This is a genomic window from Aquimarina sp. AU474 (assembly GCF_900312815.1).
Lineage (GTDB): Bacteria > Bacteroidota > Bacteroidia > Flavobacteriales > Flavobacteriaceae > Aquimarina.
In genome coordinates this window covers 38,737-54,336 of the sequence record NZ_OMPE01000007.1, presented here as the reverse complement: position 1 = coordinate 54,336, position 15,600 = coordinate 38,737, and the positions used below count along the sequence as shown (strand labels likewise).

Below are 15,600 nucleotides of genomic sequence, written 5' to 3'. Positions count from 1 at the left end.
TCTTGATTTTAAATTGAAAACCAAATATCAATGGATTCGATAAAATGAGCACTTGATCGTAATCAATAAATGATTACACTTTAGAAAGTCTTTTTCGTACTCGACTTAAAGTTTCGGGTGTGATTTTTAAATAGGATGCGATAAGGGTTTGCGGGAATTTTTGAAGGATTTCTGGTTTGTTTTTTAATAAAAACATATACTTTTCATCGGGTGTATTGTTATTATCGAAAAAATCAATTCGTGACACCGCATTTTCCAAAAGTTTACCCATTTGTAAAAATGATTGAGATTGCGCAATTAAACGATGTATAGATTCGATATATAGTATATAGACTGTAGTTTTTTCAAAAGCTTTAATATTATATTCGGATGGTCTTTGCGAAGTGAAGCTTTTGTGATTGATCACCCAATCATTAGATATGTTGAGGTCGATGACAACCTGATCCATATCAGAATTTATCTTGTATTGAAGCACAGCACCGCTTTCTACAAAGCATATACAAGAACAAACCTCACCTTTTTCTAAAAGAAACTCATCTTTTTCTAGAATTTTATGTTCTAATGAATTTTTAAGAAGCTCTAATTCTTGAGGAGAATAATCGCCATTAGTTTTAAGATATGTGGTAATTGGATGACTCATTAGGTGCCAGCAAATATAGGGCACAACAAAATGACAAGATTATTAAAAAAGATATCATTAATCATTCTACAGATACATTTGTAGTATCGATTACCGCTTTAGGAAAATAATCCTTGGTGTTTTCTTCGATAAGTTTTTTTAAACTATTTAGATTTTCATCCTCTTGTGTCTTCATTGCGCCAGACATAAATGAAACGATTGATTTATTGATCATACCATTACCAGCAGTGGTTGATTTTGAAGAAATAACAGTTTTACCTTCTTTTTCCTTAAAAAAGATCTCGTAATCCATATCCATAAAATCCATGGTAAAACTCATAGCAAGATGCTCGTTAGGTTGTATTGCTGTTATGGTTTCTTCCATTACCATTTCTTGGCCTTGCTCTTCAATATAAATTTTAGAAACCGCTCCAACGGTATTTGCTGTGCCACTAGTAAGCTCACTTTTTTTAAACCCTTTTATCCATTTGGGCAAATTCGATTCATCTTGCATTACGGCCCAAGATTCGTTTACTGGTTTGTCGACTACCACTTCACTTTCATAAAAGACCGTAGGAGATAAAAGTCCTTTACCAATAAATACGAGTACTAGTATAATCACTAGAAATAATAAATATTTTAAATACTTCATAATCAAGAGATTTGTTTCACTATAAATGTAATGAATTAATAAGAACAAACCGTGATATTGTCAAAAATGGAATTAGTGACTAGATTTTCTTAACGAGTAGTTATTTTAATTCTTCAAATTCGAGGATGGTTTTTCCTAGAATTAGGGTATCTCCCGATTTTAAGTGACAAAGTTTTTTAATCGAGTTTCCATTTACTGTTGTTTCATTCAAAGGAGAAAATTCTTGAAACATGACTTTATTACCTCGGTAAAAGAACACTCCATGATCTCTAGATACTGTTTCATCAACCAAAACAATATCATTATCCTCCTTTCTTCCAACCGATACCTTGCATTGATAGGGGATAAAGTGTTTTGATGCTGTTTTACCTTCACTATCTCTTACAATAAGTAACCCAATAGCGAATTGTCTAGCAAGTTGAGCCGCAGCATCAGGATTTTCGATGAGTAATTTTGAATAGTTTACAGCAAAATCTGTATTCCAAATTTTGATCTCGTGTTTCATTTTTACTTTGGCGAGAATATATGACGAAATAAGACTGATCGTTCCTCCGGCTATCCCGCCAATTATACCTGCTATTATTTTTTCATTCATAATTACCTTCTTTTATGCATACTAACAGTCATTGTACTAGAGCAGTAGAGGATCATAGTTCATAAAACTACTATATGTTGTTGTACCAGTAATTTTATTTATTACCAAAACAAGGTAGAACATCTTTTTCAAAATAAGGTGCCTGATTTACCCAAAACATATAATCTATTTTTAAAAAATCTTTTGCAAATCCATGAAGCAATGGTACTTTGTTTTTTCGTGACGTATCGCCAGTATCTTTATTTTCATTATAATCTTTATCGGCACCTGTTTTTCCAACATAATTACCATCTTGAATGGCTATTCCTAGTGGAACTTTAAAATCTCCCTCATGCATCATTGCCAGCGGGTGGTTAAGCTGAGCTTTTCTAGTAATCATTAAATCAGGCGCTCCAAGACCGACTCCGATTTCATTTCCGTATTGATAAATACCTCGCAGATACCCTTTGTCTTCCCAAGGTAACCATTCTCCTGGTATAAAATTGGCATATATCATTGTTGTTGACGTAGGAAATGCTTTTTTTAGGGAGAGCATATTTGCTTTTACCCCATCAACATATTTTTGATTTGTAAAGCTATCATCATTTTTGTTACTTACACCTATAGCAGTTTCTTGCAGATTGATACCTTCAATTACACCATCGAATTCTTTACCTAATGCCTGTAACAATAGTGCAAATCGTGTTCTAACTTTTTTATTCCACCGTTTTGCAACCCAGCCTTCTGGTTTTCCGATATCATTGAGTTGCATTACAGCTCCACCATCATATTCGCCTGATAGAAGGTAATCTGGTACCGCTTTGTTACGTGTATAAAACGTGACATCTTGTAATTGAATAAACAGTTTTTTGCCATGTTTATTGAGGTATTCAATATCCTGTATTATTTCAGAAAAATCGTAGGTTTCTTTTTCAGGTTCTAGATCTTTCCATGCATACATGATTTGTGCTCCTAAAAACCGAGAATGAGTTAAAAAGGGGTGATCAATAATTTGTTTTCTTTCTTTTAAAAAATAAACAAAGTGTTTTATACTGTCTGTAGAAATAGGGCAGTTAGCATCTTGATATTTTTTGTATTCCTCTAGATACCGATTAGCAGAGTTATTCCAGTTTTGCCCATGAACCAATCCATAAAAAGTTAGGAATATAATAATTAGAGAGAATTTGTTCATTAGATTAGATATTTAACTATGTTATTTAATTTGCATGGGTTACAATTTTTTAAAATTTAAAAATATTTAATTTCTAATCCCATTCCTATTACTTCTTTTATTAATAGATTCTTCATTTTTTACCTTTAGAATTATTTGTTTTATTATACTATTACTGTGTTGACTAGGGGGGGGGGAGTGATGGTCTGTGTGAGAAATAAAAGTAGTAAACTTTCAAATAAATATGGAGTTTATCTTTTAATTTTGATGTTTATTGTTTTAAAATTAATTTTGAAAAGAGCAAAAACTGGGAAAAGAATATTAAATGTTTTAATGATTTTTATTATAGTGGATTTGTTCATCATAAAAGAACATTTTGTCAGTGGTAATACGTTAAAATCATCATAATTAGATATTGATGTATGGGGTGTATTCTAAATCGTTTTTTATCGTGTTTTGGATTGCGGCATATCTTTTGGTATTATGGTGAATAATGAATAGCATATTAATGAAAAAAATGAAATTTTATATTGTTATACTATTATGGACTCCTGTGTATCTGTTTGGGCAATTTTCGCCAGAAAAACTAATTGATTTTGATACAAGATCATCACAAAAATATATCAGAAAACATAGGGTAATTACTGCTCTTCTGGATCAGTCATTTAATTTTGGGTCGATTGCTAATAGTAATGATAATACAATTTGGATCAACGAAATAAAAGCCAATTTCACCACCTTATATGATGGAAAAAAAGACCAACTTAGTGTTGCAAACGAATCGCTAATGCATAATTGGCTTAAAGAACATAGATCAGATCGCATATATTTTTCTGTCAATGAATCAGCAGGAGGTATCAGGCTAATTGGTTACAGTAAAAAAGGAATTAAACCCAAAATAAGGAAACAACTAATCGATAAAGAAAATATTGAGTTAATCGATTTTACAAATGTCGATATCTCAACATTAGATCCTACAAATTATGCCGTTGGTTGGTTAGAGACTAATAGCTCTTTTCCTCTTTTTTTTAAAGATAATATAACATTGATCTATCCTACAAATCTTACTTTAAACCCAGAGACTTTTATGAAGACTTATTCTTTATCCAAAAAGATCTCGGTACGTATGGCCGAAATACTCTTGCAAAATAATAGAGATATGGGATTTGATAGCCCCAAATTAGTTCTAAAAAAAGTAGGAGATCGTTATGAGATTGTAGGTTTTACAAAAAAGAAGCGGTAGTAATTGGGCTTGTTACTTTTTTTCTGTTTTAAATATTTTTTCAAATGCACTATACGCAGCTAAGTGTAGTACATTCCCATGATTTTGCTTTTCGAAAAATTCAAAATATAAATTCGTTTTTTCGTTTTTTGATAGTTTTAATTTATTGTGTAATTCCTTGGCAGTTCGTTCCATTACTTTTCCTTCTTTTCCCACTGCTATATAAATCGATTTTTTAGTGTTATAAGTAGATGGTTTGTATTTTAGCAACGATTCGTCATCCCACCATAAGCTAGGACTTGTAATGATAAAATTGTTGAATAGTTCTGGGTTTTTAAACAAAATTTCTGTTGCCAAAAGCCCACCAAGTGATTGTCCAATCAGTGTTTTATTTGCATTTGTTTTATACTTTTTATTAACAAGGGGTTGTAATTCCGCTTTAATAAATTCGATAAATTTTTCTGATTCACCGGTTGTGGGAAATTCTTTTTTATCTTTTTTGTTAGTAGTGGGAAAAGTAAAATCTCTTTTTCTATCTATATTGGATATCCCAATGACAATGGATTCAGGAATCATATTAATCCAAGAAAAAGATCCAAATTGTACAATTCCTGAAATATGAATAAAATCTTCATCAATACTACCATCTAATAGATATATGACTGGATATGTTTTTAATGTATCTTTTGAATATCCATTGGGTAAATACACATTTATAATTCTATTTTCATTAAGGGTTTTTGATTGAAATTCAATTTTTTCTCCAATTGTGAGTGGAGTTATTTTATTAGATATGTTTTTATTTTGAGCAAAAACTAAACTGCATAAAAATAAACCTATGACTGTTGAAAATATTCCTTTGATCTTCATTTGTTTTTTAATTGACTACAATATTAAGTGTATATTTCTTACTACTATTTAATTTCTAAAATTTTGAGCAACCCTTTGTGATATAAATCAGATAAAGAGATTTTATCATTGGCATAATAGAATTCTTTATCTCTAAACTCTATTGTTTTATCAAGTTGAAATATGTAACTATCTCTATCATTTAGTATTGATAGGTTATTTTCATGAAGTGTTACATAATTAAAATAAGTTATAACATTTAATTTACGTGCTTCCTCAATGGTTATAGGACTATCTTCGTATTTAAAAAAATACTTATCTCCACCACCAGGTTTCCCGAACCATGGCATTGCTTTACCTGCTGCGATATCTATATATTCTGGAATTTCACTCAATAAAAATGTTTTTTGCTCGTATTGCAAAAAATCATCAGGAAGAGATTTTTTTTCAAATACTTCATCGGCTTTCCAGAAAAACATTCCTTGATTTTGCCAAGCTGGATTATTCTTATCTATTTCAGTTTTTAAATCAAAGTAGTGCATAAAAGATTCTCCAGTGTCGAAAGTTAAAATAGACTCATTGATATGCCAATCGATTTTGGAAGTATTAGTATTCTCTTGCTTAGCGGTAGTTTTTTTTTGAAAAATTTTTTGAACATGTTTTTTCTTTAGTTGTACACAAGGCTAAATATAATAAAGATTGTCGATCTATAGAGTAACGATTCTATGTATATGATATTCAGTGCTTCCGGATTTTTTAGTGGTTTAATCTATGTAAAAACCTTGTTTTATAGTCAATTTTATTGTCAAGATAATACACTCTATTTGGTTAATCGATAAGTCTAAGTATTACACGGTTTTATTGTTAATCAATTTTAAATTTTTTTGCAATAAGATTTAGCGATGGTTTACCTTCTATAGTAAAGTTAGCATTATTACCATCTGATGTACCATGACCTTGCCACTCCCAGATATGAATGCCATGAAACCAAGGCTCTTTCCAAATGGTATTAAAAAAAGCTTGGTAACATAGGAGTTGTTCTTTTTTAGAAATTTTTGAATACATATTTTTTACACCATTCCATTCCCATGGTTTTTTAGAAGTACCTTGGATGGATTTATAGCCTAATTCTGTAAAAAGAATAGGTTTGTGAAACTTTGAACTCACCAACGCTATTTCTTCTGCATGTTTTATCCAATGGTTTTCTAATTCTAAGAGTGTTGGAACATCTTTCACACTTAACGGAAAGTAGGCTTGAATACCTATATAATCTAACTCATCCCAAAAAGGTACTTCTTTATATTCATTATTCCAATTAGCGGCATATGTCAATTTTCCCTTATAGATTGTTTTAACTTTTTGTATTAGAGCTTTCCATTGATTAGGTTTTTTATAAACAGTAGTTTCTAATTCGGTACCTATACAGAATTGTTCTAGTTGTAATTCTTCTGCGATTTTTGCATAATTTAATATGATTTGATTGTAATTTTTAAACCATGTATCCCAATCTTGTTCAGTTTCCATTTCAATATCGGATCGCCATTTACCATCTTCCAGTTTTGTCAACCAAATATGAGGTTTTAGCATTATTTTTATTCCAAATTTATCACATTCTTCTTTGATTGATTTATAACGTTTTAGTATGTTGTTATAACCACTATCAGAGATTAAACCTAACGATGGTTTATTATAATCACCTTGATTTATAAATGGTGTAAGAGTAATCCATTCAAAATTATTAGTCTTAAGCTGTTCAATATCTTCTATATTTTTACTTATGTTAAATACATGAATACCTCTTTGCTTATTATCGATATAGTCATAATTGTTTACTTTGGCGAAGTTGTTTTCTACAGCAGCATCCCAGGTATACTCTAATACTTCAGATGATCGATAGCTTTGTAATATCAAATTTCCCGTAAGAAGCAATGTAATGGGAAGAGCAATTTTAAAAAAAGAACCTTTTAATACCCCTTTTATTTTATTTCGCTTATAGTCATGTATGATACTTTTTATCAAAAGAAAAATAAGATATGGAATGATTGCTATTAGATGAAATAAAGGTTTGGTCAACATATTAAATACAAAATCTTGAAAAACCTTGGTAGTAGCATCTATTGAATATCCACTTTTATGTAATATTAAAAAGAACATTAATGCGAATAAAACAAAAATTGTGCTAACGTAAAACCAGAAAAAAACCTTTAGAATTGATGTCTTTATCTTTATTTTTTTGAACATAAAACTTTTTCAAATATTGGATAATACATTGATGGATGGTTAATTGTGTTAGCTAGAACTAATTTAGTAAAAGAAAACGAACCTGAGGCAAATCTGTAGGGTTTTCCGAGCGCATACACAACGGGCAATTTACGATACGGATGTGCACAAAGGCTTGTATATGATGTATATCCTGAAGAATATGTATTATAAAATGGTGTTGTAAACTGGTGCTAGTTTAAGATATATTAATGAAAATATTGAAATAAAAATCCACAAAGTAAATGCCAACACAATAGGTTTGATTCCGTTAGATTTCAAATCTCTTATAGAAATAGTAGAACCCACAAGAAACAATGTTATTACTAATAATCGTTTGGCCATTAATACAATAAAATTAGTAGTTGGTTCGGGTAAAATATGGTAACTATTAATAATAATCGCAACAATAAATAAAATGATAAAGTAGGGGATTTTTATTTTCTCTCCTTTTGTTTTAAACAGAAACATTGAAAAAATTGATAAAGGAATAATCCACAAAGTTCTGGATAGCTTTACCGTTGTTGCTATTCTCAAAGCTTCGTCTCCGTAACCCAACGCAGCACCAACTACCGAACTTGTATCATGTATGGCAATAGCGCACCATAAGCCAAATTGTTCTTGTGTTAAATTTAGAAAATGGCCGATTGCAGGGAACACAAACAACGCAATAGAGTTTAATAGAATTACGATACCTAAAGCTATACTTATAGTTTTATTTTTGGCTTTAATTACTGGAGAAATTGTAGCAATTGCGCTTCCGCCACAAATTGCTGTACCAGATGTGATTAGATGCCCTAGTTTTAAATCTAATCGCATAAACCTTGTTAGTAATAAACCCAACAATACGGTGAAAAATATTGAATATATAGTTAAACTTAATCCCTCTCTGCTCGTTTCTAAAGTTTCGTTAATCAACATCCCAAAACCTAGCCCTACAACCGAAATTTTTAGAAAATAATGAATTGCTTTATGACTATATGCTTTAAATGAATTATTGAAAATGAGTGTATATATAAAACCTAGAAATAATGCGATTGGACTGTTTATAATACCTAAAAGGGCAACAATAATTATAAGGAAGTAAACTGTTTTTGAACAAATCTCTCTCATATCATTTAGAAGTAATTGATACAAAAATAGATTGAATTAATAACTTTTAAGCAAATTAATTAGTTATATGAAATAACTAAAAGTTATAATTGAGTCGAATGTATTTTTCGAAATATTCTATTGTATTTGAAAGGTACCCTGTTCTTTTTACGAAAAAAAACCATCTTTCGATACTTAAATCTTTGATATCTATGATTTTGAGTTTGCTGTTTAGCAAATCCTCAGTGATAGCATTAATTGAAAGAAGTGCATAATCATCAGAATTGTATAAATAATTTTTAATAGCTTCAGTACTGTTTAAAGTTACTACAGTATTAAGCTTTTTGATATTATGTTCCAATAAAAATTTGTCAATTATTACTTTGGTTCCAGAACCTTTTTCACGTTCAATCATTGGAATTGTTTGTAATTTTTCGATATCGATACCGCCTTTTTTTAAAGAATTATTATTGGCATTGGTTACGAGAACAATTTCATCTTTAATAAATTTTTCAAATTGTAATTTTGGATTCGAAATACTTCCTTCAATAATTCCGAAATCAATTTCTTCATTTAATAATAAATTTTCTATGTTTTCAGAATTATTACTGATTATGTTAAATTTTGTTTCAGGAAATTGTATTCTAAATTTCGAAATTATTTTAGGGATAATGTAGTTAGATAAGGTTGTACTTACTCCAAAGTTTATTAATTTAGGAAAGGTTTCTTTCTTGTGTATAAACTGTTCATCCATTTCAGAATAGATGGCCAGGATTTTTTTAACGTATATAAGAAACGACTTTCCTTCCTTGGTCATTTCTATTGAGTTTCTTTTTCGAATAAAAAACGTTGTTTTATATTCTTGCTCTAAACTTTTAATAGCCTTGGATATGGCAGGTTGCGAAATATATAATTGCTCTGCAGCTTTTGTAAAACTCAAATGTTTAGCAACAATTTTAAATATATATAACTTGGTTTTCATTAGCTTGTGTACTTTGGTAAGGAGTAAGAAATCCAAAGTTAGACAACTAGGTTTACATATTCAAAATCATTATTACCAATGTTAAGTATATATTTTGTTTGGTAAATCGCTTGCATAGCGTAAGCAAAGGCTAGCGATTTACCAAGATCAAAATTACATAGTATTGTGCACTTTGTTTTTTTAGTTATTTATATACTCTATAGCTTTTTGGATTATATTTTCGTCTGTAGTAGGTGTATCAGGAATTACAGGTATAGCTCCATATATATTTTTATTTCTATCAGCCATAGAAGTTGTTGCTAAAAATAACTCAGAACCATCAATCAAAGAAAATGTGGAATTGGAGGCCGTTATCCCGCAGGTAGAACTTCCGAAACTTTTGGTGTTGTTTCTGCCTATGAAAGCTATGGCGAGAGCTTCTCCTGAAGTTACAACTGCACTATTAAGTAAAACAGCCACCTTAGGGTTAGCATTAACAAGGTTATAAGGATTTGGTACAGATACTATAGGATTTTGATCTATCATTGCAGATCCGTTTGAATAAGACCAAGCACGCGTCTCATTATCGGGGTCGATATAATGGCCTACTGTTCCTTCTCCTAAAACGGGGCCTATACCTGCTAGCATCGACCATAAGTAACCACCTCTATTATTTCTTAAATCAACAATCCATCCTGTTATATTTGAGTTATCTTGATTTTTAATGTCATCATGAATATCTTGGGCAAATGCTATTTCTTCAGAAGCATCGCCAGTGTCCGGTTCAACTTTTATGTATCCTATATTATCCGGAACAGTAACGGGGGAGATGATAGTGGGATCACAATTTAGCTCAAAACCGGCAATAAATGTTCCGTCTTCTTTTATAATAAAACTACTATCTTCTTCAAGCAATTGCAATGCGAGACGAAGTGCTTCATCTGCTTGATTAATATCTTGCACATCTGAAGCTTTATTTAGAACTTGATTTCGGAAATCGTCCCAGTCAATAGTATTTCGATTCATTGAGTTAGCTTGCATCTGATCCACCAAATTATTAAGGAAAGCTGAAATCCGAGTGTCGGTTCCAGGATTATCATCAGAATTACAGGATATCAATACAAATAAACTTAGAATAAAAAGAGATTTTAGGTTTTTCATGGTAATCATTTACAACTTTATTATTAGACTTTTTATATAGGTGCCCGAACATAGTAAATTGTTACCATGTTATTGATGTGTTTTATGTTGAATTTATATTTTAGTTTCATTTTATCATTTTATAATGAAGGTTAATAGTGAAAAAATGTTGAATAATGGTCTTGTGTATTTCTCAGTATTACATTCCTTTTCGTATCGCTTCTACAGGATTCAAGCGTGATGCCGAAACCGCAGGAAGAATTCCAGAAATTAATCCAATGACCAAGGAAACTACCGTTCCAATCAAGATATTTGCAGACGACAGTATAAATTCGAACTCTCCGGTTAACTGAGATGCCAACCAGAAAACTGAAAACACTAAGAATATACCTATCAAGCCTCCGATAATTGCAAGAATAACGGCTTCAAACAAAAACTGTAATAATATAAACTTATTCTTAGCCCCAAGAGATTTCTGTATTCCTATAAGGTTGGTCCTTTCTTTTACACTCATAAACATAATGTTGGCTATTCCAAAGCCTCCAACCAATAAGGAAAAGCTACTAATTAATAATCCTACTTGGTTTAAAGTACTGGTTATATTATCTACTACATCAGTAACCCCCTTCATTTGATTAACAAAAAAAGTATCTACATTATCTGGTTTCAAACCACGCATTAAACGAAAACGCTGAGTAAGAATAGCACGGAATTCTGCCATATCTATGCCTTTCTTAGGTTTAATAATAATACGAGGGAATGTGGTACGGTTATTATCTCCATAAATTTTTCTTGCAAAATTTGTCAATATTAAAACAAAGTTGTCCTTTGAATAATCTCCCAAAGCTGCTCCTTCTTTCTTAAGTACTCCAATTACGGTAAATTTCCGACCATACAACTTGACTTTCCTGCCGATTGCTTGCTTGGCAGAACCAAATAATGAATTTGCGATTTCATCGCCTATAACAATAAGAGTAGAACCCCTATCAGATTCAGATTCAGTAAAGAAACGGCCTTGTGCTATTTTAAGTTCTTCGATATCTGCATATTCATAGGTAATGGACGCAATATTCACATTAGATGCCGAAGCATGGTCGGTCTTAATTATTTTAAGAGGAACTTGCATCACAAAAGTAGCCGCTTCAAGATTAGGGGTATTTCGCTTTATACTTCGGTATTCATCATAAGTTACATCTGGAAATTGCTGCCATTTCCATTGCGGAATGTCTGTTGGAGTAAAAGGAAATCTCATTACAATGACTGTGTTTTTATCGATACCACTAAGACTCCCTTCAATCTCTTGCTTTAAGCTATCTACACCTGCCAAAACCAATATAACTGAGAAAATACCGATGGTAATACCCAAAAGCGATAAAAAAGAACGGAATTTGTGGTTTATAAGTGCATTAATAGCGAAATTAAAACTCTCTTTAAGTATTCTAAAGTAAGTTAATATGGCCTGGGTGAAATGCTTAGATTTCCCCAAAGGGGTTTTATTATTTTGTTTATACATTTAAATAATGATAAATGATTAGATATTTGTTTTTATCATTTTATGCAGTAATGTGCATATTCACATAGAAAAGAAGTCTTTTTTATGCTATGTATAAACTTGAATATTGATTATTAGAAGTGTGCGTGTGCTTTAAAAAGGTGTGCTGGGCAATTATTGAGGTTATTGTTTTGTAGAGCTCAACTTGTAATTTTAAAGTAATTAAAGATGTTGCACTATAAGATATTTTTAAATTTGTATATGTATTTAATACAATTGAAAATACATTTTCTGAAAGAACTTTTCTAGGATAAACAAATAACCTCGAATGCTTGTGTTTAAACTCCTCTCTACTATTAATGTTTGAGACTTGAATATAATTTGAAGAAGCTATTCCCGAATATGTAGAACACTCAGTAACCGTCAGACCGAAAATTAGAAATAAGGAAATGAGATATTTTAAATACTGTATCAATTTATTGTCTTCAAATTAATTCGTTCAAAGTTATTATTTTTTTCAATATGTCGTACAACGATCTAGTGCATGAAATCGTAGCGTATAAAAAGACACTAGCTTTTGATTTAATACAGAACCGAATTTTTATGTTTTAATTTATTTTCAATTAATACCAATACTACATACGAATCGGAGCAGGACATGTATTCTTTAACTAATTGATAAATTTTATTTCATATTAAACTTGTACCTGTTTAGTACTTTTTGCGAAGTAAATTACCTTTCGTTTTAACTACAAAACTTGCCCTCGTTTAATATATAATGTTGTATTACCCTTTATTCTGTATCAGAGCTTTTATTTTTTTATGATCTTCCCAGATTTAAGAACTTTAACTTTATCTTTAATTTGATAAAAATAAATTCCTTTGTATTTATTAATAGGCGCTTCCCATAGGTAATTATAGATTTTATTATCTGAATGTATTGTATGAATTTTTTTGCCTAACATATTATAAATTTCAATAGTATAGAAGCCATCCAAGCTTTGGAAGTATAATTGTTTACTCATTGGATTTGGATAGATTTTAAAATCTTTTTCTGCTTTAGCGTCATATTTAAGGACAGCTTTATAATGTACATTACTAGATTTCATGGGATTTGATTTATTTTCCCATTTTCCATTGATTAATTTTTCAAAATCGGGAATTTTTCCAATTAGTTTTGTGTTCATATTTATATCTCCATCCTTTACAAGAAGTTGTACTTGATTATTGCTATCTATTGTAAACAGATCACTCTGTCCATTATAATTTAAATCGTTAACATAAAAATCTTGAACTGTATTTAGATCAATATTTGTTTTTACTGTTTTGATTGCTGAATAAAAACTGTCATTAGTCATATTGAATTTATACAAATGTAGTTTCTTTGATGGTTCGTGATAAGCAATAAGGTCATCCGAATTACTGTTAGTCCAATTCCCAACCAAAAATTTTGTATAATTACTCCATCCGGTACTCACAACACTATGATTCGCATAAAAACTACTATTGTCTGGGTTGTATTTATATAAGTGTAACTGTTTTGTAGGTTCATGATAAGCAATAAGATCATCTGTTTCTTTTAAAGTCCAATTACCAATTATATACTTAGTATAATTACTCCACCCCGTACCTACAATTTTATAATTTGCATAAAATCTATTTTCATTTGGATTATATTTGTATAAATGCAGTTGCTTAGTAGGTTGATGGTATGCAATGAGATCATCTGTATTTTTACCCTTAGTCCAGTTTCCTACCAAAAACTCTGTATAGTTGCTCCATCCTGTACTGACTACTTCGTAATTTGCATAAAAACCACTACCGTCGGCCTTATATTTGTATAAGTGTAATTCCTTTGTTGGTTCATGATATGCAATAAGATCATCTGTACCATTATTAGTCCAATTACCAACTAAAAACCTAGTGTAATTGCTCCATCCAGAAGAGATCTTGTTAAACGTATCTACACAATTGTTGTATTTAATTAAATTTTGTTCACTATTTAAATAAAGATAATTATGGTTTCCTACATCGGTAAGAGACTTTACTTCCTTATTTGTGCTTGGGAAGAAAGTAGGATAAAATTGTAGTAAATTTTTTGATTTTGACGGATTATACAAATCAAGCTGCCTTTTGTCCAAAGTGTTACAGTTAATGTAATGTGAGCCATAATATTGATCAACATGTTCTTTAATTGTAATATTGTTATCATCATATTTTTCAACCATTCGATACAAACTTTCTCGAATTAATTCGATTTTAGAATTATACAAACTCCAAAAAGAAAACCCTCCCTCCATTGCACTCATGGAATAGAAATATGGTGCGTAGCCATCGCCAGGAAGTTTTGTACCGGTTGTATCCTTTCTATAAATTCTATTATAACGATGCCAACCATTTGCTCCATTAAAATAATTTGAGAACAAAGGAAAATTATGATCTCCGTTAAAAATATTATTAGCGAATTGATTGGATAAACTTTCCATAATATTTAGGTCAGGAAAATCTTGATTAGATAAATTTTTATTATAACAGTTTTTATTTCTATAAAGACTCTCAAAAGTATGTACCCATTTTCTAGCATGACTTAGGTCTATTGTTATTTTATTATCAGTACCACTTTCTATTAAACCACAAGGGTCTTCTGATTCATTATAAGCATATTGGTAATCAAGATGTTCTTTCCAATATCCAGAATCCATTACTAATCCACCATTGTTTGTATAGGATAATCTACTTTCAATGGATTGTGAGCCTTTATCAATAAATTGAACAAGAGAATTTTTTATTTCTTCAGAAATACTAATGTTACTAGCTAATATATCAGAAACGCCGCCTACCATTGACATTAAATGCCCTCTAATCGCTTTACAGTAACTTTTTCTGGAATCCCAATTGTTAGTTTTTATTTTGTCAAAAAGATCTATTGCAGAATAACAACCATACGGAGGAGAATCACAAGCCCATTCTTCGCCACTAAATGTATTCGGTATGTTTAGCCATCGATCATAATGATCGATTACTATATTCAAATTTTTTTCTTTTAATAATTCAACAATATTTATATAATGTTTTCTTTCTGTATCAGGTATTTGACTTGCATATAAAATAGCTCTAGATATTATTTGTAAAAAATTGGAACTATTTAACAAATGTTCATTTTCTTGGTGAAGCCACATGGGTCTGTTCCTTGAAAATTGATATTCGCAACTAAGTATTTTATTAGTATCCTTTTTACCTAAATGTGTAAAGGTTTTAAGATAGACACCAATTAGGTCATTCATTAATGTATAATTTTGTTCATTATGGGTGTATATTAAAAGATTTATGGTCTCATAGCCTAAATCATATAAGATCTCTGTGTTACCGGCGCTTAGTTTATCATTTATATCTTTTTCGTAACCGTTTTTAAGGTTATTCCAAATAAGATGTAATTCATTTTCTATTGCAACTATATCTTGTGAATAACTATTCGGATATAATAATACAGTGATTAGTACTGTAAATATTATCTTTTTCATATAAAAGTATTTTGTTTTTCTATTAATGTCTTTAAAGACTAAAATGTT

General features: G+C 30.4%; 13 protein-coding genes. 1 reads left to right on the top strand and 12 read right to left on the bottom strand.

Going from position 1 to position 15,600, the window contains the following annotated elements; all coding sequences use genetic code 11:
- Positions 1-73: 73 nt before the first annotated feature.
- The 4 genes from DK508_RS06900 to DK508_RS06885 all read right to left on the bottom strand — a co-directional run bounded on the left by DK508_RS06900 (position 74) and on the right by DK508_RS06885 (position 3,037).
- Entirely contained in the window at positions 74-640 is a 567-nt protein-coding gene (locus tag DK508_RS06900; RefSeq protein ID WP_109300022.1) for a Crp/Fnr family transcriptional regulator, read from the bottom strand.
- Positions 641-701: 61 nt separating this feature from the next.
- The gene (locus DK508_RS06895) at positions 702-1,271 is read right to left on the bottom strand and encodes an SRPBCC family protein (RefSeq protein ID WP_109300021.1); all 570 of its coding nucleotides are present in this window, start codon (positions 1,269-1,271) and stop codon (positions 702-704) included.
- A 100-nt stretch (positions 1,272-1,371) separates the two neighbouring features.
- Positions 1,372-1,866, bottom strand: a complete 495-nt coding sequence (locus DK508_RS06890) for an FHA domain-containing protein (protein WP_109300020.1) — start codon at positions 1,864-1,866, stop codon at positions 1,372-1,374.
- Between the two features lie 94 nt (positions 1,867-1,960).
- Positions 1,961-3,037 carry a hypothetical protein gene (locus DK508_RS06885; RefSeq protein WP_109300019.1) on the bottom strand — a complete coding sequence of 359 codons (1,077 nt, stop codon included), beginning with the start codon at positions 3,035-3,037 and terminating at the stop codon, positions 1,961-1,963.
- A 487-nt stretch (positions 3,038-3,524) separates the two neighbouring features.
- Here DK508_RS06885 and DK508_RS06875 point away from each other — a divergent pair, with 487 nt between their 5' ends.
- On the top strand, positions 3,525-4,259 hold the full coding sequence (locus DK508_RS06875; RefSeq protein ID WP_109300017.1) for a hypothetical protein: 735 nt from the start codon (positions 3,525-3,527) through the stop codon (positions 4,257-4,259).
- A gap of 12 nt (positions 4,260-4,271) precedes the next feature.
- Here DK508_RS06875 and DK508_RS06870 read toward each other — a convergent pair whose 3' ends face one another.
- From DK508_RS06870 to DK508_RS06835, 8 genes are all read right to left on the bottom strand, one after another.
- A complete protein-coding gene (locus DK508_RS06870; RefSeq protein ID WP_109300016.1) occupies positions 4,272-5,108 on the bottom strand; it encodes an alpha/beta hydrolase in 837 nt (278 codons plus the stop codon).
- Between the two features lie 44 nt (positions 5,109-5,152).
- Positions 5,153-5,629 carry a glycohydrolase toxin TNT-related protein gene (locus DK508_RS06865; protein ID WP_109300015.1) on the bottom strand — a complete coding sequence of 159 codons (477 nt, stop codon included), beginning with the start codon at positions 5,627-5,629 and terminating at the stop codon, positions 5,153-5,155.
- Between the two features lie 322 nt (positions 5,630-5,951).
- On the bottom strand, positions 5,952-7,241 hold the full coding sequence (locus DK508_RS06860) for a hypothetical protein (RefSeq protein WP_109300014.1): 1,290 nt from the start codon (positions 7,239-7,241) through the stop codon (positions 5,952-5,954).
- Between the two features lie 273 nt (positions 7,242-7,514).
- Complete coding sequence (locus DK508_RS06855; RefSeq protein ID WP_109300013.1) at positions 7,515-8,459, bottom strand: YeiH family protein; 945 nt, start codon at positions 8,457-8,459, stop codon at positions 7,515-7,517.
- Positions 8,460-8,535: 76 nt separating this feature from the next.
- Complete coding sequence (locus DK508_RS06850) at positions 8,536-9,420, bottom strand: LysR family transcriptional regulator (protein WP_109300012.1); 885 nt, start codon at positions 9,418-9,420, stop codon at positions 8,536-8,538.
- 180 nt (positions 9,421-9,600) lie between these two features.
- Positions 9,601-10,560, bottom strand: a complete 960-nt coding sequence (locus tag DK508_RS06845; protein WP_235016310.1) for a S41 family peptidase — start codon at positions 10,558-10,560, stop codon at positions 9,601-9,603.
- A gap of 178 nt (positions 10,561-10,738) precedes the next feature.
- The gene (locus DK508_RS06840) at positions 10,739-11,995 is read right to left on the bottom strand and encodes an ABC transporter permease (RefSeq protein WP_109300565.1); all 1,257 of its coding nucleotides are present in this window, start codon (positions 11,993-11,995) and stop codon (positions 10,739-10,741) included.
- Between the two features lie 848 nt (positions 11,996-12,843).
- Entirely contained in the window at positions 12,844-15,552 is a 2,709-nt protein-coding gene (locus DK508_RS06835; protein ID WP_109300010.1) for a T9SS type A sorting domain-containing protein, read from the bottom strand.
- Positions 15,553-15,600 lie beyond the last annotated feature (48 nt).

Bases quoted from the DNA above. Each gene is read 5' to 3' on its own strand.
- DK508_RS06890 (WP_109300020.1), bottom strand. From the start codon at position 1,866: ATGAATGAAAAAATAATAGCAGGTATAATTGGCGGGATAGCCGGAGGA.
- DK508_RS06875 (WP_109300017.1), top strand. From the start codon at position 3,525: ATGAAAAAAATGAAATTTTATATTGTTATACTATTATGGACTCCTGTG.
- DK508_RS06845 (WP_235016310.1), bottom strand. From the start codon at position 10,560: ATGAAAAACCTAAAATCTCTTTTTATTCTAAGTTTATTTGTATTGATA.
- DK508_RS06850 (WP_109300012.1), bottom strand. From the start codon at position 9,420: ATGAAAACCAAGTTATATATATTTAAAATTGTTGCTAAACATTTGAGT.
- DK508_RS06900 (WP_109300022.1), bottom strand. From the start codon at position 640: ATGAGTCATCCAATTACCACATATCTTAAAACTAATGGCGATTATTCT.
- DK508_RS06870 (WP_109300016.1), bottom strand. From the start codon at position 5,108: ATGAAGATCAAAGGAATATTTTCAACAGTCATAGGTTTATTTTTATGC.
- DK508_RS06860 (WP_109300014.1), bottom strand. From the start codon at position 7,241: ATGTTCTTTTTAATATTACATAAAAGTGGATATTCAATAGATGCTACT.
- DK508_RS06885 (WP_109300019.1), bottom strand. From the start codon at position 3,037: ATGAACAAATTCTCTCTAATTATTATATTCCTAACTTTTTATGGATTG.
- DK508_RS06855 (WP_109300013.1), bottom strand. From the start codon at position 8,459: ATGAGAGAGATTTGTTCAAAAACAGTTTACTTCCTTATAATTATTGTT.
- DK508_RS06865 (WP_109300015.1), bottom strand. From the start codon at position 5,629: ATGCACTACTTTGATTTAAAAACTGAAATAGATAAGAATAATCCAGCT.
- DK508_RS06835 (WP_109300010.1), bottom strand. From the start codon at position 15,552: ATGAAAAAGATAATATTTACAGTACTAATCACTGTATTATTATATCCG.
- DK508_RS06895 (WP_109300021.1), bottom strand. From the start codon at position 1,271: ATGAAGTATTTAAAATATTTATTATTTCTAGTGATTATACTAGTACTC.